This window comes from Rhizobium sp. KNZ2-6A (assembly GCF_056755475.1).
Map to the genome: position 1 here is coordinate 1 of NZ_JBNDIC010000078.1, position 21,591 is coordinate 21,591.

A 21,591-nucleotide genomic window follows, 5' to 3' on the forward strand; every position below is an offset into this window, starting at 1 on the left:
AGTCGGGCGGCAATCTTTCGGTGGCCGCCACGAATGGAGCGGTCAATATCGTTTCGACCGATCTCGCTCGCAAGACGAACGATGGTTACACGAAGACGACGGGTACCGATCAGCAGGCCTCGCAGCTCTCGGCCGGCGGCAACATCGCGATCAATGCCAATACCGGCGTTCTGATCTCGGGCTCGGATCTGACCGCCAAGGGTGATGTCGGTCTGACCTCCAACGGCGACATCAATGTCACCACCTCGCAGAGCCGGAGCGCCTCTGTCTTCGGCAAGAATTCTTCATCGTCGATCACCAACAACGGCTCCACCATTACCGCCGGTGGTGATCTCGTCGCCAAGTCCAAGAACGACATCGCCGTCATCGGTTCGACCATGATGGCCGACGGCGTGCTCGGCCTGCAGGCCGACAAGAACGTCACCATCGCCGAGGCGACCGATAGCGCAACCCTCGATGTCAAGAGCTCCAGCAAGAAGAGCGGTTTCTTCGGTTCCACGAAGGAGAAGGCCTCCGGCCATCTGGAGACCACGACGGCGGCTGGCTCGTCACTGTCAGGCAAGGATGGCGTGACGATCATTTCCGGCGGCGATACTACGGTCTCCGCCTCGAAGGTAACGGCGGGCGACGATACGCATGTCGCCGACCTGAACGTCCAGACGGGCGGCAACCTGATCGTCACCGCCGGCAAGGATACCGAAACCGAGCACGATAGCGCCAAGCGCAAGGGTTTCCTGCGCAGCGGCAGCTCGAGCTATGATGGCTACAACGAAACGACGGTCGGCTCTCAGCTTTCGGCCTCCGGCGACGTTAACCTCGATGCCGGCAAGGCCGCTGCCATCGTTGGCTCGAAGGTCGATGCCGATGGCTCGCTGAACGTCTCCGGCGAGAGCGTCTCGATCATCGGCGCACAGGAGAACCACCGGTCCGACAGCCAGCGCAAGGATTCCGGTCTCTTCGTCGGCTCCGGCGGCGGCTTCATCTCGCTCTACGGCAAGAATGAAAAGCAGGGGCGGCAATCCTCGACGGACAATGTCGGCTCGACGCTTTCGGCTGGTGAGGATGTCAACCTGACGGCGAGGGCAACCGATCTCAACATCATGGGCTCGTCGGTCAGCGCCGATCGTGACATCAACCTGTCGGCGGCTCGTGACGTCAACGTCACGCCCGGCGCCGAGAGCTCGTCACAGTCCGAACAGCGGAAGAAGTCCGGCTTCGGTCTCGCTCTTTCCGCCGGCAATGGCGGCGTCTCGATCGGCATCGGCGCGCAGTCGACCAAGGACAGCAAGGCGCGGCAGTCCGACACCAATGCCATGTCGACGCTCTCGGCTGGCCGTGATCTCAACATCTCGGCCGGTCACGACGTCAACCTGCAGGCGACCAGCGCTTCGGCCGAGCGCGATGTCAATCTCTTCGCCAAGAACGATATCAATCTCCTCTCCGCCAATGATGTCACCAACTACCAGGAGGCGCACGAGAAGACCTTTGCCGGTGTGACCGTGTCCGTCAGCTCCGGCCTGGTGAGCGCGGCGCAAAGTGTGGGGAAGGCGGCGGAGAAGATCGGCAATATCTCCGACGGTTATTCCGCCGCCAATGCCGCCTTCGCCTCCATGAAGGCCTATGACGCGCTCGACAATCTCGCCAACGACGGCAGCATGGTCGGGCTTTCGGTGACGGCAGGGTTCACCCACCAGAAGAGCAGCACCTCGTCATCCGCTGAAGTGCCCGTGGTCACCAAGGCGACGGGCGGTCGCTCGGTTTCCATCGAAGCCAAGTCGGGCGATCTTACCGCACATGGTGCGCAGATTACGGCAGGCTACACGCCGGATGGTCTTCCCACCAACTTCGACGACGAGAAGGTGGGCGACATCAGGCTTAAAGCCGGCAATGACATCGTGCTGAAGAGTGCCGAGGCGACAACCGATACCTCTAGCAAGACGAACTCGTCCGGGGCCAGCTTCGGCGTTTCGGTCGGCGTCGGGCTCAACGGCGTGGGCGTCAGCCCGACCGGCGGCGCCTATGCCAGCGCGGGCAAGTCCAATTCCCGCGAAACGACGCAGGTCAACACCCATGTGACCGGCGCGGGCGACGTGACGCTGGAATCCGGCCGCGATACCCGGCTCGAAGGAGCCGTCGTCTCAGGTAAAACGATCACAGCCGATGTCGGCCGCGATCTCTCCATCATCTCCGTTCCCGACACCAGCGAGGCTAAGAGCAGCTCCGTCTCCGCCGGTTTCTCGCTCAGCGGTCCGACGCAGAAGGTCGGAAGCCTCGGGGAGCTTGGCGGCGCGATCGGCGGCGCTTTGGCCTCCACGCCTTCCGTCTCCGGCCTGCAGCCGGGCTTCGGCACGGGCTCGGGCGGGACGAAATGGATCAGCGAGCAATCGGGCCTGATCTCGTCCGGCAGAATGGAGGTTGCCGTCGGCGGCAACACCCATCTCGGCGCCAGCAAGATCGTCTCCGAATCGGGCGATCTGACGCTCGACACCGGCACGTTGACCTGGGAGAATTTCGAGGGTGCGAAGCAATACGAAGGCTTCGACGTCACGCTCGACATCGACCTTACGGGTGGCAAGGGCACGCTCGGCGACGTGCTCGGCAACACGACCGCCGAAGGCTCCTACCAGCTCGACGACACGCGCCAGACCGTGCGCGCCACCGTCGGCCCGGGCGAGATCACCATTCGCGATCAGGAGAAGCAGGCCGCCCTCGAACAGAACAGCGCAACAGCGCCGCTTGGCGAGCTCAACCGCGATCCCGACAAGGCCTACGAGATCACCAAAGACAAGCATGTCGGTATCGAGTTCTATCTGTCGAGCAATTCGCTCAAGGACGCGCTGGAAGCGGGCAAGACCATTACCGATGCGTTCGGCGAAGCCCTGGATCGTATGGTTCAAGACGGCAAAAGGACGCCCGAACAAGCCGCGCTTTCAAAGGAAATATTCCCGTTTCTTGACGATCCGAAGGTTCAGACACAACTCGAGGAATGCGGTCGCCAAGAGGCTGCTGATTTCAGCATCTTCGACTGGATAGTGACACCGGCGCGGGCTCAGTCTGCATGTGCGGTCACGCTGCCGAATGGTCAGTTGAAATATTTCACGGCTACTCAAGCCTTGGATTGTCTCACGGACTATCGACAGATGACCGGCGTTGTACGCGGGATCATTGGCACTACCGGAGCAGCGGTTGCAGGGTTGGCAGGTGTCTTCCTCCTAGCCTCGACAACCAGCACCGGCCAGGAGATCAATCAGAAGTTCACAGGGAGCGACGGCAGCACGGTTCTTGTAACCGGTAATGGAGATCAGCCAAGACGGCAGATATTGGTCACATATCCGGATGGCATGAGGGCGAGCCTCACTGTTGAAGTTTACGACGACGGCGGCGCCATTTTCCTTACCGGCGGCACGATAGGCAATCAAACTATGACGCCCGGCATGCTGAGTGATATGCAGCAGACTCTCGCAAATGCGGGTATGCAGAATATCGTCCTTAGTGAGAATGCAGGAGGGAAGAATGGCGATCATCAGTATCACCCAAAGCCAAAGACTGAAGAAATTACAGGGTTCCCTGGGTTGAAGGAAGTTCGTGGCGTTGGGGGTAGACCTCGTTGGATTGATAGCAAGGGGAAGATTTACGAATGGGATAAGCAGCACGGTGCATTAGAGATCTATGATAAGACCGGTAAAAAGCACCTCGGTGAGTTTGATCCTAAAACGGGAAAACAGACAAAGCCTGGAGATCCGGGGCGGTCGACGCCAAAGTAGGGAACCTGTTATGCAAAAGGTTGAAAGATATATCGCTGCCTTTGAAAAAACTGGGAGTAGATTTCTCGTCAAGAAAATGCGTATTCCAGGTGATGATCTCGAATATCTAAAAACAATATTCGAAGTCAAAGATGACGATCCATATATGTATGATTATTACGATGTAACTGAAGATCTGGCTGAAAAGTTGATCGAAAGGTATGGGTTCGAATTTTCGTTTAGCAAATTCGATTACGCACTCGGAGCAGAGGCAGTGTAGAATGCGGCGATGGGAATTTATTTTGTCATCAACATGTTCCAAAGAGAGAGTACTGAACTCATGAACATGCTACAGCTCGAAAACAGTGATCTTCAATTTTTTCGGGAAACGCTAAACGTACCTGATGAGGATCCGTTCCTATATGGAGAGTATCAAATTACCGCAGAAGCTAACGAAAAGCTTTTTCAACGATATGGGTTTAAATTGGACCTGGAGAAGTATGACTGTTTCGCGGGCTATAAGTCATCTTAGTCAACATCAAGGCCTAGAAGGGTCTGAATGGCGCATATGAGAGGGACTTACCAGCGCGGATCCTAAGGTTAGAACCGGTCTTTCCTTTAGCATCGGCATCAACGCCGGCGTGAGCCATCAGTAAAACAGCTGGTCCTCATCGTCCTCGACTCCGGTCGTTACTGACATTCGCGCCCGCCGCTTCATCTCGATGGAGGCCGAGAACGGCTCGATCACCAGCGACGGCGCGCAGATCCTCGCCGGTTACGACAAGAACGGCATCCCGACAATATCGGGCGATCCACTGACGGCGATATCTTCCTATCTGCGGCGAATGGCGACATCAACCTCAATGCCGCCACGGGTACGTCGGATTCGACCAGTTCGAACAAATCCTGGAGCGTCGGCGTCAACTTCGGCTGCTCCACCGCATCGAGCAATTGCAGCTCGACCGTCGGCGTCAGCGGCTCCTACGGCAAGGGCGGCAGCACGACCAGCGGTCTCACCCACACCAACACCCATGTGAACGGCACCGGCGATGTCACCATCCTGACCAACGATCTCAGTCTCAAGGGCGCCACCGTCGCCGGCGGCTCGATTGCCGCCGACGTCAGGAACCTGACGATCGAAAGCCTGCTCGACACGCAGAAGGCTAAGGCCAGCCAGACGAATGTCTCCGCCCAGATCGGCTTTGGAAACACAGGTATCTCCGGCGCCGTCCAGAAAGCCAAGGGCGATGCGGTACTGGTGTCCGAACAATCGGGCATTCATGCTGGAACCGGCGGGCTCGACATTAATGTCCGCGACCACACCAGCCTTGTCGGCGGGTTGATCACCAGTCAGGCCAGCGCCGAAAACAACAGCTTTGCCACCGGCACGCTGACGGTCGCCGATATTGACACGCATTCGACCTGGAACGCCAGCACTTATGGCGGCGGGATCGGCACTGGTGGGCTGACCATCGCTCCTCCCGTTAAGGCCGGCGAGAACGAGACCGGCAAGGCCTATTCGGCCATCGGTGGGAACATCCCGATCACTATCACCGACCCGGTCCGCCAGATCCCGGACATCGGCACCATTCGCCGCGATACCGAGAACACCAACACCTCGCTGCCTGGCCTGCCGGATCTCGAACATATCCTGCGCGACCAGTACAAGACGCAGGCTGATCTGCAGGCCGCGCAAGCCACCATGGCTGCTGATCGATGAAGCTGGGCAAGCGCTACCCCAGGCGGCGGTCGGCGCCATCATGCGATCGAGGCGGTCGATTGTCGTTGGCGATCCTTTGCAAATCCCGCCGGTAGTAACATTGCCTGAGCGCCTGAATTTCGAGATCTGCAAGTTCTTCAAAATTGATAAGCCGGTCTGGGCAGCGCCGGAAGCGTCGGCGCAAACGCTGGCTGATCGTGTCTCGCAGTTCCAAGCTTCGTTCCGTTCGGATCAGGGACCGCGGCGAGTTGGCATTCCGCTCCTCGTCCACCGTCGGTGTCAGGAGCCGATGTTCGGTATTTCAAACCGGATCGCTTATGACGGGCAGATGGTTCATGCGCCGGGAATGCGCAATGCGGGAGCGATCGGCACGGCGCTCGGACCATCCGCTTGGCTCGACATCGATGGAGAGGCAGACTCGAAATGGTGCCCCGCAGAGGGTGAACTCGTCGTGGCACTTCTCAAAAAGATCGCTTCCACGGGCATCACTGAGCCAGATCTGTTCATCATCACGCCGTTCCGTATTGTCGCACAGGAACTGAGGCGCCGATTGGAGCGCGAGGCTACGCTGTTCGCAACGTTGAAGGTCGACATCCGTGAATGGGCGACCGATCGGATCGGAACCATTCACACGGTCCAGGGCAGGGAAGCTGATTCAGTAATCTTGGTCCTCGGGGCGCCAAAGGCATCGCAGAACGGGGCGAGAAGCTGGGCGGCCGGGACGCCAAACATTCTGAACGTCGCCGTCTCGCGGGCGAAGCAGAACCTCTACGTCGTAGGCTCATATGGCGCCTGGTCGGGTGTCGGGCATGCGAGAGAACTCGCGTCGATCGACCGTATTGTCGCTCAGGGCTATGCGTAGCCTTTGTTAGTAGACGCATTACGGCATCGCTCGTGCGGCAAGTCTGGGAATGAGTTGTATCACCAATCGCAAGAATTGGGTGTTGCGAGCCCCCGCAACCAACGATTCTTGCGAAACCTCCACTGGCCCCGCCGCGGAGGTTTTTGCATTTTCAGAGCCATATGGTCGTCCCGGGAATTAATATTGCCGCGACCAGCGCCGATCCGAATGGCAATGTCGTACCTGGCTCGGCAGTTGATCTCAGACTGGCGGCGACAGGCGGCAATATCGCGACGGGCAATTTGCTTTCCGCTTGAGCGCTGAACGCGACGGCCACCGGCAATATGTCCGTGGGCAGCCTTCGGTCCACAAGCGATCTGACGGTCGCCGCGGCGTCGCTGACCGCGAGCGGCCTCACCTCACATGGGCTGCTCACGGTTAGGTCATCTAGGGCGAGGCGTGACCAAGCTGTTTCTGGACGTAGCGCTCGTGGACCTCGGTCGAGGAGGCCAGAGCGACCCGCAAGGAGTGGCCGGAAAACTTCGCTTCGTGCTCGAATTCCGTCAAGTCCGGTCGGACGCCAACGGCGATTGCCTGTAATGCAGTCAGCGCATCTGAAGGATGATCACGTCGCTGCTGGCAGGATTGGTCCGCCCACGCAGCGCCCGAACTTCTTCGGCGGAGACAACACCTCCTTTATTATCCCAGGCCGAACGGACATAGCTGAGCACCTCGGCGATCTCCTGGTCATTGAGTGCGGTGCGCAAGGCTGGCATGCGATAGATGTCGGCTATGCCGCCGGCTGCGACGCGGGGCGAGCCGTTCAGGGTGATATTGATGGCGGAAGCATTCTCCTTAGCCAGCAGGGAAGTGGCGCCGGCAAGCGGCGAAATCCATTTGTCGCGCCCCTTACCATCAGCCCCATGGCAGAAGCTGCAGCGTTCCAGATAGATCTGCTCCCCGGGCCGGGCCATGTTCGATGCCGAAGCCGGTTGATCCACATAGGTCCAGGGCTGGCCGTCGCGGGCCGGATCTCCCGGCAGGGATTTGAGATAATAGGCGATGGCGGCAAGGTCGTCATCGCTCATATGCTGGGTTGAGTTGTTGAAGGCGTCGGCCATCGAACCGAACACGATGCCGTGCTTGTTCCGGCCGGTCTTGAGATATTCGGCGATGTCCTGCTCGCGCCAGCGCCCGAGCCCGGTATTGAGATCATCGCGCAGGCTGGGCGCATACCAGCCGTCGAGAAGCGCACCGGACACGAAAACCGGGCTGGCTTCGGTCACGGCCCGCTCCTGCATCGCAATGCCGCGCGGGGTGTGGCATCCGCCGCAATGGCCGGGGCCTTGCACCAGATAGGCGCCCCGGTTCCATTTTTGATCCTTGCCGGCATCGGGCTGGTAGGGGCCTGAACGGTAGAAGGCGAGATTCCAGAATTCCACCGGCCAGCGAATGGTGAACGGCCAGCCGAATTCCGGGGGACGATTGGCCTGGCTGACCGGCTTCACCTCCTTCATGAAGTAATCGTAGAGCGCCCCGACATCGTCATCCGTCAGCTTGGCGTAAGACGGGTAAGGCATGGCGGGATAGAGACGCCGGCCATTGGAGGCAACGCCGCGGCGCACTGCATTGTCGAACTGGGCCAGTGTGTAGCTGCCAATACCGGTTTCCTTGTCGGGCGTGATGTTGGGCGTGTAGATATGCCCCATCGGCAGGCCCATGGGCAGGCCACCGGCCATGGGCCTGCCCTTTTCGGTAGTATGGCAGGCCACGCAATCGGAGAGAATGGTAATATATGGCCCCTGTTGGGCCTTGTCGACGGACGCGCTCGCCGCCACGCCGTCGAACGGCGAGGCCGGTATGCGTGTGCCGTACCAGTAGGCACCGGCAAACGCCGCGATCGCTGCCAATGCCGTCAGTTTGAAAATCTGGGTTTTTTTCAAGAGAGATACCGCATGACCGTGACGTTTTGCGATGTGTTGGAGAGCTGGGACCGCAAGGGGGCGTCAGAATGGGAATGGCCGCAAAAGCTCATATGCGTCAGCCGACGTCGGGCAGTTGCTGCTTGGAAAATGGCAGGCTGCGGATGCGCTGGCCGGTGAGGGCCGCGACCGCATTGGCGATCGCCGGTGGGACACCGGGCACGCCGGGCTCACCGATGCCGCCCATCTTCTCCCCGCTCTCCACGATGCGCACATGCACCTTGGGCATATGGCTCATGGCGAGGATGGGATAGCCGTCATAGTTCCGCGCCCGTGGTTCGCCATTCTCATAGACCACCTGCTCGAACAAAGCCGAGGAGGTGCCGAGCGCGACGGCGGAATTGACCTGTGCCTCAATGATGGCGGGATTAACGATGCTGCCGGGATCAACGGCCACCCAGACATCGTGAACCACCACCGCGCCATTCTTGATCGAGACTTCGGCGATGGTGGCGACCTCCGAACCAAAGGGCGATGCCATGGCCGCACCGCGCGCCCGGCGCGTGCCGTCGGCGGCTGTATAGGGCCCGCGTTTCCAGCCGTCTGACAGATCGCCGACGGCTTTGAGAAGCCTGAGGTGGCGGGGACTGTCGGCCAGCAGTTTCAGGCGCAGTTCGTAGGGGTCCTGCTTGCCGGCATCAGCCAGTTCATCGAGAAAGGATTCATAGAAAAAGTCGTTCTTCGAATGCCCGACCGAGCGCCAATAGCCGACCGGGAGAGGGTGCGGCACGGGCACCTCGACAATGCGCTTATTGGCAATCCTGTAGCGCTTGTCCATCACGCCTTCCACGGCTGTCGGGTCGAAACCGTTAGGGCCGCGTTCACCGAGACTCTCGGCCGGACCCTGACCGAGCATATCGACTTCTAGTGCGATGGGCATGCCATTCGCGTCAAGACCACCGCGAAAGCGCGCGACGCCCATTGGGCGGTAGAAATCACGCAGGAATTCCTCTTCCCGGCTCCAGATCAGTTTGACCGGCGCCCCCACGGCCTTGGCGAGCAGAATCGCCTGGGAATGCGGTGTGCCGCCGGGCTCATAGACGAAATGCCGCCCGAAAAAGCCGCCGAGCAGAGGGGAATGTATCGCCACTTTTTCAGGAGCGATGCCGGCGACCCCGGCGGCTGACGCCTGGAACATTTCCGGCGCCTGATTCGGCGTCCAGACATCGAGTGTTCCGTCAGGATTGAAGCGCGCGATGGCCGAGGGCGGCTCGAGCTGGGCGTGGGCCAGATAGGGCGCGTCATAGATTGCCTCGATCGTTCTGGAGGCTCCTTTCAAGGCTGCCTCGCTGTCTCCTGCCTTTTCAGCCTCGATTCCCGCCTCCCGGCTATTGGCGAGCCGGTCACGGAAGACTTGGGTGGAGAAGTCGGCAGGCGTGGTGCGCTCGGTCGGCGCGCGGGGCTCCAGCCATTTGATCTGTAGCGATTCCGCCGCGCGCCTGGCCCGCCACCAGCGGTCGGCGACAACGGCGACGGCGCTTGGGAGCCGATGTATGGAGTGCACGCCCGGCATTTTCAGCACCTGCGCTTCATTAACGATCTCGCCAGCTTCCTCACCAAAGCGGGCGGAATGGCGGACGGCCGCCAGCAGCATGCCATCGACATGCAGGTCGATGCCATACAAAGCCTTCCCGGTCGATTTATCGCGGATGTCGATGCGCTCAACCGGCTTGCCGATCCAGCGAAATTGCGAAGGCGATTTGAGGGAAACCTCTCTCGGCACCGGCATGCCCGCCGCCTCATCAGCCACCTCGCCATAGGTAAACTTGCGGCCCGACAGCGCGTGGATGATCTGGCCTGGCTCCGTCGTCAGTTCACCGATGGGAACCGAAAGACGCGAGGCTGCCGCCTGAAGCAGCATCTGACGACAGGACGCCCCCAGCCGGCGCATCGTGTCATAGGTCGTGCGGACCGACATGCTGCCGCCGGTCAGGCGCTGCCCGTCCATGATCTGGTAATCGGGTCCGGCCGGCGCGCAATCGACCACAAAGGCGCTCGGGTCCGCATCGAGTTCCTCGCCGATGATCTGGGAGATTGCGGTGTGAATGCCCTGTCCGCCCTCGGCGAAGGGGCTGTGGAACAGGATCGCATTGTCAGCCCGGATTTCCAGAAAGGCCCGCACCCGGATGGGCGGCAAGCCGGCCGGTACGGCAGCCTGGGCGCGAGCCCTGCCGGCAGGAAGCGCAACGCTCAGGACGAGCGAGGAGGCGACCCCAGCCAGGAAGGTGCGGCGGGAGACATTGATGGGCGCTTGCCCGGCGTGCCCCATGGGATTGATCATGTTCATGGTGCCCTCATCAACCAAGCGACGCCTGCTTCACCGCAGCGAAGATCGCATTATAAGTGCCGCAGCGGCAATAATTGACCATGGCCGCAACCACATCCTCATCGCTGGGGCTGGGATTGTCCTTGAGTAGGGCCGTAGCCGCCATGATCTGGCCGGACTGACAATAGCCGCATTGCGGTACCTGATTCCGGACCCAAGCTTCAACCACCCGCCGGCCGATAGCATCGGTCTCGATTGTCTCGATGGTGGTGATCGCCGTGCCGGCCACGCTCTCCACGGGCGTGACGCAGGAGCGCGTCGCCTCACCGTCGACCAGCACCGTGCAGGCGCCGCATTGCGCCAGCCCACAGCCATATTTCGTGCCCGTCATACCCAGTTCCTCGCGGATGACCCACAGAAGGGGAGTATCGGGCTCGATCTCGACCTGACGCTTAACACTGTTGACGATCAATTCCACGTCGCGGTCTCCTCATCTAGGCTTTCGGACCTAGCCGTCGGAATTTTGGCATTCCCTAAGGTATCAACACATTCAATTCGGCAGCGATTCCATATTTAATCCAAATTTCCTGCACGGCAGACACAAATAGCATCCAACTGAGGAGCATCATGCGCTTGCTATGCGTCTCGGCTATCGCGCAAAGGTTGGTTGCGCAACCGAAGCGTGTGGTGGTGAAGTGACGAAAAGTTCGTTACCCACAATTATTACGCCCAGGGGACCTGAGTGGCCCACGTCACAGATAGCCGTCTTCATATCGGACGACAGTTCCCATCCCATGCACTCCGTACATCCTGATCGCGGTGAAGAAAAGAGGAACACAACGCGGCCTCGCCAAAGCAACGCTGGGACTTGAGGTCCCAGTCCTTGGCGAGCAACGGAGGTCCAATATGCAACATGCGCGCATACAACCTACATGATGGGCGCCGATCCAATACTGCCATTTGAGAGTAGTCTCCCTCAGCGCGGCGCGTAGAGTGATCATGCCTGCTCTCGACAGGCCAATTTTCATGCCACAAGGAGGCACCGTATGTCTGTGAAAACCCTGGTGAACCCGGTCGTTCTCGCCGGCGCTTTCGCCACCGCATTTGCGACGATGGCAAGTGCGGCCCCTCTCACCAAGGCCGAGATCGATGCTGCCGTCGCTGCAAAAAAGGAGAAGTGTTACGGTGTCGCCCTGAAGGGGCAGAATGACTGCGCCGCTGGTCCCGGCACCACTTGCCAGGGGACCTCAACCGTGGATTTCCAGGGAAATGCCTGGAAGTTTGTCCAAGGTGGCACCTGCGGGTCGATCACGCTGCCGAGCGGTAAGCACGGCTCCCTCAAGCCCGTCTGAGCCCTGCCTGCTGAAGTTGGCCAACACCGGAAGGCAGGAGCATTTCATGAGCGTCAGCGCGCGTTCCGTGTCCGCAATTGCGTTCCATCGCCATCCGGTGTTTTCCCTCGCTGGCCAAGCGGGTACCAGCTTCAAACATGAACACCTTGCGGCCATCTTGGCCGATGGCCAGCCGAAGGGCTTCTTCGAGGTGCATGCCGAGAATTACATGGGCGCGGGCGGTCCCCCGCACCGTGCCCTTGAAACGATCCGCCGCGACAACCCCGTCTCGCTACATGGCGTATGCATGTCGATCGGCGGCCCGCAACCGCTCGACAAGGCGCATCTTGCGCGCTTCAAGGCGTTGGTTGAGCGGTATGAGCCAGCGCTTGTCTCCGAGCATCTGGCTTGGTCGACGCACGAAGGCATTTTCTTCAACGATCTCTTGCCCCTGCCCTATACCGAGGCATCTCTCGGACGGGTCTGCGAACATATCGACGAGGTGCAGGAGGCCGTCGGGCGGCCGATTCTGCTTGAAAACCCATCGACCTACATCCTCTTCCCCGAATCGACCATCAGCGAGACGGATTTCCTTCGCGCCATCGCGCGGCGTACTGGCTGCGGACTGCTGCTCGACATCAATAACGTCTTCGTCTCCGCCACCAATCACGGCTTTTCGGCGCTTGATTATCTTGCCGACTTTCCTCTCTCCGGGGTGGGGGAAATTCATCTCGCCGGCCATACCGAGCAGGAAGACGACGAGGGCGGACCACTGCTGATCGACAGTCATGACGGACCGGTCGCCGATGCGGTATGGAGGCTCTATGAGATCGTTGTCGGCCGAGGCGGACCGGTGCCCACCCTGATTGAATGGGATAGCAAGATCCCCGAATGGCCGGTGCTGAAGCTGGAGGCGGCCGCGGCTCAGGCCATCCTCGATCGTCATGCCAACCAACATTCGCCAGGCAACAGTCATGCAGCCTGATTCCGTCGTTTACGCGCTCATGCCCGACTACGCTGGCCCGTTCGCCGCAGGGCTCATGGACCCGACCCAGCCAACGCCCAAGAACGTCGCCGGCCCCGGGTGCTCGGCAGCCGTCAAGCGCTACAATGTCTACCGCAACAATGTTACCGTCAGCCTGATCGACGCACTAGCTTCGATTTATCCGGCGGTGCAGCGCATTACCGGCGTCGAGTTCTTTCGCGCCATGGCGCGCTTCCATATCCGTGAGACGCCGCCAACCTCGCCTTTGCTGTTCGAATATGGTCGAGACTTCCCCGCCTTCATCGAGACTTATGAATACGCCCAGTTTATGCCATGGCTCGCCGACGTTGCTCGCATCGAGCGAGCCTGGCTCGACGCCTATCACGCCGCCGACGTCCCTCCTCTCAGCCACGAAGAATTGGTGCTGGTTTCACCGGAGCACTTGGCAAGGATCGTTTTCAGTAAGCATCCGGCAACGCGCATCGCGCGTTCGCGCTTTGCCGCCGGATCCATCTTCATCGCCAATCGGAGGGATGAAGCTTTCGGCACTATCGACGCGAGTGTTGCTGAAGACCTAATGATCACCCGCCCAGAAGGCGAGATTGCCATTCGTTATCTGCCCCCCGGAGGGGCGATTTTCCTGGTCGCTCTCATCGACGGCCAACCGCTCGGAGAAGCCGCGGCTGCCGCCCTCGGACAGGCTGCCGATTTCGATATCGGCGTTGCCATCACCGCGATGATGGAAGCTGGCGCTTTCGTAAAATTTCATCTGAAAGATGCATCATGACCGCTGCAGAACGTAATAAAGATACTCGGAGTTTGGCGTCCCGTTTCGCAGATTTCGTCACCCAAGCTCCTAGGATTGTTCGCGCCATCGCGCAGCCGACAGTCACGCAGCTCGTGCTGCGGGTGGCGCTCGCCGTGCCATTCTGGCGTTCTGGCATTCTAAAATGGGACGGTTTCCTGCAGCTCAACGACACCGCCGTGACCCTGTTCAGCGACGAGTTCATGCTGTATCTGCCGGGTGGTCCGTACCCTTTCCCAGCGCCGATGGTGATGGCCTTCCTTTCTGGGTGCGGAGAGATCATCTTCCCCATTTTGCTCGTGTTGGGGATCGGAACTCGCTTTGCCGCGCTTGGCTTGTTGGGTATGACGCTGGTTGTTGAACTCACGGTCCCAGATGGCTGGCCGATTCATTTGACCTGGGCAGCGATGGCACTCGCTATCATGGCGCATGGTGCGGGACGGGTTTCTTTGGACTCACTCATCGCCAGATTTGTGAAATCTTCGGACGGGCGTTGATCGGGCTCTGTTGAATAAAGGTTGAGGTTAACGGTTACCATACCAAAGTCGAAATTTGCAACAGAGCCTTATTATGGCCGATTGACTAGGAACTAACCGCAAGATGCGAAAAAGTTGGATTATTCTCGCATCTGTGGCCGCGACCACCCTTTTCTTTCATCCTCACTGGATTGCTCTGCCGTACCTTGCTCTCAAACCGGAACGATCCGACCAGTCGACATTGGGCAAGCTCAGGCGCGAGGTATTGGAGGGCGCACAGTTGCCTCCCGAGACAGTAAGCCGGGAGGAGGTGGTGAAATCGGTGCAGGAATGTTCGGCCAGGATCAAGACCGCCTTCGATACCTGGCAATTCGGCAACTCCGAACCCGTCTGCACGATCGCGACCGTTACCGGCCCAAAAGTCGATGTCTTTGGCCTGGCTCATTCCTTTAAGACTGAGGGCCTGCAGGACTCGGATGTCTCAGATTTCTTCCGCAACTATCTTGGCAACAACGGTTTGCGTGATGGCGCCTCTTCACGTGAAGCGCGAATGACAGCTTTGCTTGTGCCACGGGTATATTCCATCACAGTCGTCTATCGCAATCGGTTCGGCCGTATCACCGAGGAATTCGATCGAGGTATTGGCGGCGGCCATCAATATGCGGTCTTGGGGCGGAAGGCGATGTATTACATCCGCTGTAATCATGACGACTCCTGTGGCCTGTTCCGGGATCAGTTTTTCAGGCCGGCGAAACGGAAGGAAGCACCGAGCGATACCAGGGCGGACCTTGGCGACACCAGAGATTGCTATCTGCTCACCAGTTACGGCTTTCGAGACATCCCGTCCTCGTTTTCAGGACTAATCGATATCATCGAACTGTTGGCTGACGACCTCAATGCCGACGGTTCGATGACGAGGCGTTATCAAACATATTGCGACCGCAAAGGGAGATGGTTTTGAGTGATCATGCAGACACCGGCGTCATCATCACGAAGGAACAATATGCGCAACTCAAGGAGGCCTTCGACAGGGGCGACTATACCCAATATCATTACCTCAAATCGCTTTTCGGATCTTCACTCTCGACGCTTTATGTTCCCGGCCCGACGGGACAGGGTCTTTTCGGCACATTGTCACATGAATATACTAAGCTGTTTCTCGAACAGGGCGAATTTGAACGAGATCAAACCAGAATATCCCAAACAATTGCACGGCACGATCTCGACTTCATTACGAAATCGAAAGAAGGAGATACTTACAGGCTGCCGACGGTCAGGAAGACGATTGAGCTTGAGATCCAAAGCTGGGCGGAACTAAAACTTCCACCGGATTCCTATGCCGGCAATTTCCTGGACAGAACGCTCGAAATCGGCGCCGATGGCGCGCAAATGTCACCCGACGACTTTGCCGCCATAACGATCGCAGCCGCTAAAAGCACGTACGAACAAGCTGTAGGCGACGTCATCACCTACAAAGGAAAGAGCTATACAACCGCTGATTTGACGGAGCGAAACGGTTACTATTTCGCCACTGAAAACGGAATTGAGATTCCGATCGGGATCACGCTCGACAAGATGACGAGCAGCTTCAAAGCCATGAGTTTTGAAAACTTCATGGAGCAGCATCCCGATATCTTCCTTAGCGCGGCGAAATTTCCTGTCAAACCGGTGTTCCCGCAAACTGCCACCTCCGCATCATGGCGTGAAGCGGCACAAGATGCTCTTGGTCAAGATTCGTATCAACGCATCCTTGATGGCTTGAAATCCACCCGCCAATTGGATGCGAACGGGCAGACCATTTATACTGAATCTTGGAATCTCGATGGCTCCCATTCCGAGACCTCGGTTGTCGAAGCAACAGGTTCGAAACTTACCACGGAATATAATCCGCAGGATCAGGTGCTGAACCACGTGACCTCGGCAACCGATGGGGTTATCCGGTCACGGCAGACTTTTGCGCCAAATACCGGAGAACTCCTCAGTTCCCAATTTTACGATGACAGTGGCAAGACCACTCCTTTCAGCGATCTCCGCAATGAGCTCTGGAACCCCACCCCACTGAAGGATCAAAGCCCGCCGCTGGCGTCGACGCCTTTCCATGAGCTCAGCGAACGCACGCGCGCGACATTGCTGGACCCAAATAGCCTGGGGATGCCGGCAAGCGGAGCGGGACTGCAGCCGATTAACATCAATATCAACCCGGATCCACAACCGCAGTCGGGATTCCGCAAGGAAAGCCAGCTGCAGCAAGATATCGCCAACGGCTTCGTCGTGAACCGCCCAACCTATCAGGTCTCGTTTCCGGGCAAGGAGCTGGACGACACGTCCTTCGCATCGACGCAGATGGGCAGCATCGCAACGGGCGGCGTGCGCCCGGGGCAGATCCAGCTTGACCCCAATCCGCGTCCTAATCGGTATCTGGCCGACAATCTGATCAATGCGGCAAGCCTGATCCCCGGTGTAGGGTCCGTGGTGGCACCGTTGGCGGCCATAAGCGCCGCCGTCATCAACGGGCTATCGGCGTTGACGACGAAGAATGTCTACATCGATCCGCTCGTCCTCGACCTGTCTGGGAATGGTGTCAGACTGACGACCATTGGCGATGGCGTTCTGTTTGACATTGACAACAGCGGCAAGCAGCGGCGCACCGGCTGGATCGGAGAAGGTTCCGGTCTGTTGGTGATCGATACGGGCCATGGCAAGATTACCAATGCAAGCCAACTGATGTCCGAGTTTTACAAAGGTGCGCGAGGCTCCAATGGCGGGCCGGGGTGGACCCCTTTCGTGAACGGATTTGCAGCCCTTGCCAGCGAAGACAAGAACTCGGATCTCGTCATCGACAAGAACGACCCGGTCTGGGCGAAACTAAAAGTATGGGTCGATTCCAACCATGATGGGATCAGCGACGCTGGCGAATTGAAATCCCTGGACGAGTTGGGGATCACACAATTCAGCCTCATCTTTTCGAGGGCGACGCAGGGTGAACTGCGTGACGGTAACGAGGTCCTTGCAAAAGGAACCTTTACGATCGGGGGCGAGGTCCAGGAAGTCCTGGCGATGAACTTCATCGCCGATCCTGTTGGCAATACATTGAATGAGCTGCCGGACGGCACAAATGTTACCTCTTATGCCGATAGCGTGATCAAGAAGTCTTACGTCACCAAGGTAACATCCGGGAGCACCCTGGACGCGGGCCAATTGGGCGTCGACAATCTCTATGGCGGTGCTGGCAATGACGTGCTGACGGCGGCGCCAACAGGAAGCTGGCTTGTCGGCGGCGGCGGCGGCAATATTTATAATGGATCGGCTGGTGACGATGTATTTGTCATTAGCGCGTCCGATGACGTTCGAAACATTCATGGCAACGGCGGTCGCGATACCGCCATCATTATCGGTGCGGAGCCTGTCTCCCTCAACATGGCGGAAACCGGCCTGACGATCGCCGAGGGAGGACGCGGCGACGACGTGATCCGCTCAGGCGGGCAGGCCGGCGTGTTCATCAAGGGCGGCAGCGGTAACCAGACACTGATTGGCGGCGGCGGCAACGACGTCATTTCCGGGGGATCCGGCAGCAACATCATTATCGGCGGCACGGGCAAGGCGGTTATTTACGCCGGCCCGAATGGTGATGTGATTTACGCGTCAGACGGTGGCAGCATTATCAATGCTGGCGGTGGAGACGACTTCATCTATGGCCGCGCCGGCAACGACGTCTTTATTGCTGGTCGTGGCAATGCCACGATCGATGGCGGCGGCGGCACGAATATCGTCGAATTCCACGGAAGATACGGGGATTACAATATTGTCAAAAACGGCGATAGCTACACTGTCACGGACAAGGTTCACGATCGGGACGGGACCATCACATTCCGGAATGTTCAAAAGCTCAATTTTTCGGACATTTCTGCTGTCGATTTAACTCTACCGAACGCGTTGCCAGTCGGTGACAGTTTGCGCGCCGATAAAGACGGAAAGAGTTTTGATCGACTGCAACAGCATCTCATCGCCGCAGACCAACTACTTGTCAACGATCAAAGGCTGAATAGCGCCGGTACATTACGCATCAAGTCTGTGAGCGGCGCAGTTGGGGGAACAGTTAGCCTGACGGAAGCCGGTGATGTGCTTTTTACACCCAACAAAAGCTTCACTGGTATCATGAGTTTCAAATATGACGTTGTGGATACTTCGGGCAATCCGTCGGCCAATGTCATTGATCTGGCGACTGGAGAGACGGCGCCTCTGCACGCGGTAGCCACTTTGCTGCCAGTCGAAACTCCGGCCGATCCACTTGTTTCGCGCCAATGGTATTTGAGTGACATCAATATCTTTCCGGTGTGGAAGGATTATACCGGAAAGGGCGTGCGGATCGGCCAGTTCGAACCAGGCGGGCAATTTGCTGTCGAACCCGAAATCTTCAATATCGAACACCCGGATCTCAAGGCAAATGTCGATAAGACGTGGCTCCAAACGGAAACGTCGAACAAATCCTTGCCGGATGCCGTATCGGATCATGCCACCATGGTCGCCGGCGTGATGGTCGCCGCACGGAATGGCGAAGGCGGGGTCGGCGTGGCTTATGACGCCACCTTGGCCGGCCACTACTTTGACGGCTTCGGCAGGGAAGTGAGTGCCATTGCAAAGATGGTCAACTATGACGTTGCGAATAATAGCTGGGGCATCACAAACGACTTTTTCTATTCGAGTACCCCGAATAGCTCGGTCACGCGGGGCACGGTGATGCTGACAAATATGCAGTATGCCGCCCAAAATGGAAGAGGCGGCTTGGGTACGGTTATCGTCACTGCCGGTGGAAACGGGCGCGAAAAGGGCGGAAGTTCGCAGGGCTCACTGACGAACAACAATAGATTTGCGATCCAGGTTGGCGCAATCAACGCACAAAGCGACCTTTCCACTCTGCAACCGAGATCGAAGCCGTTCTCCAATCCCGGTTCCAGCCTGCTTGTTTCTGCACCCGGAAGCAACGTTCTTTCAACCAGTCAGATAATCGAGACGGACGGTGGTTCGATATTTGGAAGTTCATATCAGACATTGAATGGTACCAGTTTCGCCACTCCGATCGTCTCCGGTGTCGTGGCGGCACTCCTTCAGGCCAATCCAAAACTCGGTTATCGCGATGTGCAGGTCATCCTTGCCCTTTCGGCACGTCGAATTGACGATCCTTCTACCAAGTGGGACGTAAACGGCGCGAAGAACTGGAATGGTGGAGGGATGCACACCAGCAACGACTATGGTTTTGGTGAGGTCGATGCCCTAGCCGCTGTGCGTCTGGCTGAATCCTGGATGACGCAAAATAAAGGCGATAATGAATTCTTTGTTTCGGGCAAGAGCGCGGATGGCCCGGTGCAGTTGAGCGGCGGTGGGACGATTTCTTCATCTATCGACATACAGAGCGGAGTTACTGTCGAACACGTCGAGATCGATTTCGAGGCGACAGTTGGACGACTAGGCGACGTCATCGTGAAATTGGTGTCACCGAATGGCACCTCAAGCGTTCTTCTGGACCGCACGGGCAAAGCGCCTGCCGGTGTCGCAGGAAGCGGGGAAAGCGACCGAGGGAGCGCGATATCCGGAGAGTTCAAATACACGTTTATGTCCACCCATGACTGGGGAGAAAGTTCGAAGGGCAAATGGACGCTGGAAGTCACAGATGCGGAAAGCGGTTTGCCTATGACACTAAAGAATTGGGGATTGCGTCTGTACGGTTCGAACACAAGTGCGAACGATACCTATTACTTTACAAGTGAATACGATGCCTTGATCTCGGTCAGCCCCGATCGAAAGATTCTCGATGACAACGTCGATGGTATTGCCGGAGGCCGCAATACCATCAACGCCGCAGCTGTTTCGGGAGATGTCACAATCAATCTCGCCACCGGGAGGGGATTGATTGACGGAACCGACATTACGATCAAAACGCCGGGATCAATTCAGAACCTTATTACGGGAGATGGAGATGATACGCTCATTGCAGGGCCAAGCGACGCCATCCTCGACGGACAACGTGGCATCAACACCCTAACCGGCTCGTCAGGTAAAGATCTGTTCGTTGTGCATCGGCGCGACGGAGGCAGTGACACAATTGTGAACTTCAATTCTTCAACGGACAAGATCGACCTTGTTGGCTTCAGGGGGAAGACGTTTGCCGATCTTGTTCTCACACAATCAGGCGTCAGCGTCCGGATTGATCTTGGAAATTCGCAAACAATCTTCGTGAGAAATCAGAGTGTAAGCCAGATCACGGATAAGGCTTTCCAGTTTCAAGATATTTTCGTTGCGCCGCCGGAATATCTGGGCGTCAATTCGACTACTGTTCCAGTGGCGGGCTTAGGAACAATTGTTCTTAACGGTGGCTTCGAAGGTACGTCGTTTGTAAACGCACCTGGCGGTGGTCTGACAACGACGTTGGCCGGAAAGACCTATAGTCACGACAGCGCGACCTCCGATCTGTTTGTCATCCAACGACAAGGTGCAACTAATTATCGGAATGTTCTCCAGGGCTTCAAACATGGCATCGACAAGATCGATCTAAGGCAGCTCGGAATCGTCAATGCTGACGATCTCGTATTTGAACAGGCGGCCATGGGCTCGATCAACAATGTGGACCAATTCCCCGGCGTTCGCGTGAAAAGCAAATCTCTTAGCGGAAACGACCGGAACGCTCAGTTACTCTACATCGCAGGGGTAGATCTGTCGCAAATCACAACTAACGATATGATATTTGCGGACCCGGCGCCGGATAGAGCTCCCTTGGCACCAAGTTCGCTGACATGGATTGAGCTACCCCGGTCTTTCCAGCCTCAGATCGATTGGACCATTCCGGAGCCGGTAGGCGTTGATCAGACCTCTAAGAGCTATGACCCGGATACTGGCTTGCTGGCCAAGCAGACCGAATACGGTAACGGAAAGATCGTGCGAGTTACGACCTTCGATCAAACCGGAACGCTGAATTCAAAGACAGTCTACGACGGTTTCCAGAGGCCTGTGATGGAAGCACTCTATAGTCCTCTAGACGGTAGTTTGTCCGAGCAAAAAAAATTCGACCCACTCACGGGCAATATTGCTGCGCAAAGACATCTGTCGGGCGGGCAATTGCTGAACGAATCTACGTATGATCCCGAGACCAATAGATTACTAACACAAAACAACTATCTCGCGGGAAAGCTATTCACGGAAAATTTGTACGATCGCGATACGGGAAATTTGGTTAAGCGGAACGTTTACAGCGGCGAGAACTGGCTACTTTCCTCGACGTTCGATCCGGCAACGGGGAATCTAATTGATCGAGTAGAAGGGCCGATTGGTGACCCAACGTCCATCACCCCGGTCTTGCTTGATCTGAACGGCGACGACCATATCGATCTGCGGCCGCTCGATATCAACGCGCTCGCCACCGGCTCGTCGGTGACCTTCGACTGGAACGG

At 57.9% G+C, this 21,591-nt stretch carries 13 protein-coding genes and 3 pseudogenes; 12 read left to right on the forward strand and 4 right to left on the reverse strand.

Annotated features, from left to right (window positions below):
- The 6 genes and pseudogenes from ACPYOP_RS30765 to ACPYOP_RS30790 all read left to right on the forward strand — a co-directional run.
- A partial coding sequence (locus tag ACPYOP_RS30765) for a hemagglutinin repeat-containing protein (RefSeq protein ID WP_481414020.1) occupies window positions 1-3,764 on the forward strand: 3,764 nt, incomplete at its 5' end.
- 10 nt (window positions 3,765-3,774) lie between these two features.
- On the forward strand, window positions 3,775-4,023 hold the full coding sequence (locus ACPYOP_RS30770) for a DUF7683 domain-containing protein (protein ID WP_481414021.1): 249 nt from the start codon (window positions 3,775-3,777) through the stop codon (window positions 4,021-4,023).
- A 33-nt stretch (window positions 4,024-4,056) separates the two neighbouring features.
- The gene (locus ACPYOP_RS30775; RefSeq protein ID WP_481414031.1) at window positions 4,057-4,275 is read left to right on the forward strand and encodes a DUF7683 domain-containing protein; all 219 of its coding nucleotides are present in this window, start codon (window positions 4,057-4,059) and stop codon (window positions 4,273-4,275) included.
- A 73-nt stretch (window positions 4,276-4,348) separates the two neighbouring features.
- Window positions 4,349-5,451 (forward strand): annotated as a pseudogene (locus tag ACPYOP_RS30780) (hemagglutinin repeat-containing protein); the annotation flags it as partial.
- A gap of 4 nt (window positions 5,452-5,455) precedes the next feature.
- Window positions 5,456-5,500: pseudogene (locus tag ACPYOP_RS30785) on the forward strand (hypothetical protein); the annotation flags it as partial.
- 63 nt (window positions 5,501-5,563) lie between these two features.
- The gene (locus ACPYOP_RS30790) at window positions 5,564-6,325 is read left to right on the forward strand and encodes a DEAD/DEAH box helicase (RefSeq protein WP_481414032.1); all 762 of its coding nucleotides are present in this window, start codon (window positions 5,564-5,566) and stop codon (window positions 6,323-6,325) included.
- 432 nt (window positions 6,326-6,757) lie between these two features.
- Here the strand turns inward: ACPYOP_RS30790 and ACPYOP_RS30795 are convergent.
- The 4 genes and pseudogenes from ACPYOP_RS30795 to ACPYOP_RS30810 all read right to left on the reverse strand — a co-directional run.
- Window positions 6,758-6,898: pseudogene (locus ACPYOP_RS30795) on the reverse strand (integrase); the annotation flags it as partial.
- Between the two features lie 11 nt (window positions 6,899-6,909).
- Window positions 6,910-8,247 (reverse strand): c-type cytochrome, encoded by a 1,338-nt coding sequence (locus ACPYOP_RS30800; protein ID WP_481414022.1) that lies wholly within the window; start codon window positions 8,245-8,247, stop codon window positions 6,910-6,912.
- 97 nt (window positions 8,248-8,344) lie between these two features.
- The gene (locus ACPYOP_RS30805) at window positions 8,345-10,573 is read right to left on the reverse strand and encodes a xanthine dehydrogenase family protein molybdopterin-binding subunit (protein ID WP_481414023.1); all 2,229 of its coding nucleotides are present in this window, start codon (window positions 10,571-10,573) and stop codon (window positions 8,345-8,347) included.
- A 10-nt stretch (window positions 10,574-10,583) separates the two neighbouring features.
- On the reverse strand, window positions 10,584-11,030 hold the full coding sequence (locus ACPYOP_RS30810; protein WP_481414024.1) for a (2Fe-2S)-binding protein: 447 nt from the start codon (window positions 11,028-11,030) through the stop codon (window positions 10,584-10,586).
- 568 nt (window positions 11,031-11,598) lie between these two features.
- Here ACPYOP_RS30810 and ACPYOP_RS30815 point away from each other — a divergent pair.
- The 6 genes from ACPYOP_RS30815 to ACPYOP_RS30840 all read left to right on the forward strand — a co-directional run.
- Window positions 11,599-11,904: a BufA1 family periplasmic bufferin-type metallophore gene (locus tag ACPYOP_RS30815; protein ID WP_481414025.1), complete on the forward strand. Its 306-nt coding sequence runs from the start codon at window positions 11,599-11,601 to the stop codon at window positions 11,902-11,904.
- Window positions 11,905-11,950: 46 nt separating this feature from the next.
- Window positions 11,951-12,868, forward strand: a complete 918-nt coding sequence (gene bufB, locus ACPYOP_RS30820) for an MNIO family bufferin maturase (protein ID WP_481414026.1) — start codon at window positions 11,951-11,953, stop codon at window positions 12,866-12,868.
- On the forward strand, window positions 12,858-13,655 hold the full coding sequence (locus ACPYOP_RS30825; protein WP_481414027.1) for an HvfC/BufC N-terminal domain-containing protein: 798 nt from the start codon (window positions 12,858-12,860) through the stop codon (window positions 13,653-13,655). Before bufB ends, ACPYOP_RS30825 begins: the two co-directional genes overlap by 11 nt.
- Entirely contained in the window at window positions 13,652-14,170 is a 519-nt protein-coding gene (locus ACPYOP_RS30830) for a DoxX family protein (RefSeq protein WP_481414028.1), read from the forward strand. The genes ACPYOP_RS30825 and ACPYOP_RS30830 overlap by 4 nt, the downstream gene beginning before the upstream one ends.
- A gap of 103 nt (window positions 14,171-14,273) precedes the next feature.
- Entirely contained in the window at window positions 14,274-15,110 is an 837-nt protein-coding gene (locus ACPYOP_RS30835) for a hypothetical protein (RefSeq protein WP_481414029.1), read from the forward strand.
- A partial coding sequence (locus ACPYOP_RS30840) for a S8 family serine peptidase (RefSeq protein ID WP_481414030.1) occupies window positions 15,107-21,591 on the forward strand: 6,485 nt, incomplete at its 3' end. The genes ACPYOP_RS30835 and ACPYOP_RS30840, both read left to right, overlap by 4 nt.

Bases quoted from the DNA above. Each gene is read 5' to 3' on its own strand.
- ACPYOP_RS30805 (WP_481414023.1), bottom strand. From the start codon at position 10,573: ATGAACATGATCAATCCCATGGGGCACGCCGGGCAAGCGCCCATCAAT.
- ACPYOP_RS30830 (WP_481414028.1), top strand. From the start codon at position 13,652: ATGACCGCTGCAGAACGTAATAAAGATACTCGGAGTTTGGCGTCCCGT.
- ACPYOP_RS30815 (WP_481414025.1), top strand. From the start codon at position 11,599: ATGTCTGTGAAAACCCTGGTGAACCCGGTCGTTCTCGCCGGCGCTTTC.
- ACPYOP_RS30825 (WP_481414027.1), top strand. From the start codon at position 12,858: ATGCAGCCTGATTCCGTCGTTTACGCGCTCATGCCCGACTACGCTGGC.
- ACPYOP_RS30775 (WP_481414031.1), top strand. From the start codon at position 4,057: ATGTTCCAAAGAGAGAGTACTGAACTCATGAACATGCTACAGCTCGAA.
- ACPYOP_RS30770 (WP_481414021.1), top strand. From the start codon at position 3,775: ATGCAAAAGGTTGAAAGATATATCGCTGCCTTTGAAAAAACTGGGAGT.
- bufB (WP_481414026.1), top strand. From the start codon at position 11,951: ATGAGCGTCAGCGCGCGTTCCGTGTCCGCAATTGCGTTCCATCGCCAT.
- ACPYOP_RS30835 (WP_481414029.1), top strand. From the start codon at position 14,274: ATGCGAAAAAGTTGGATTATTCTCGCATCTGTGGCCGCGACCACCCTT.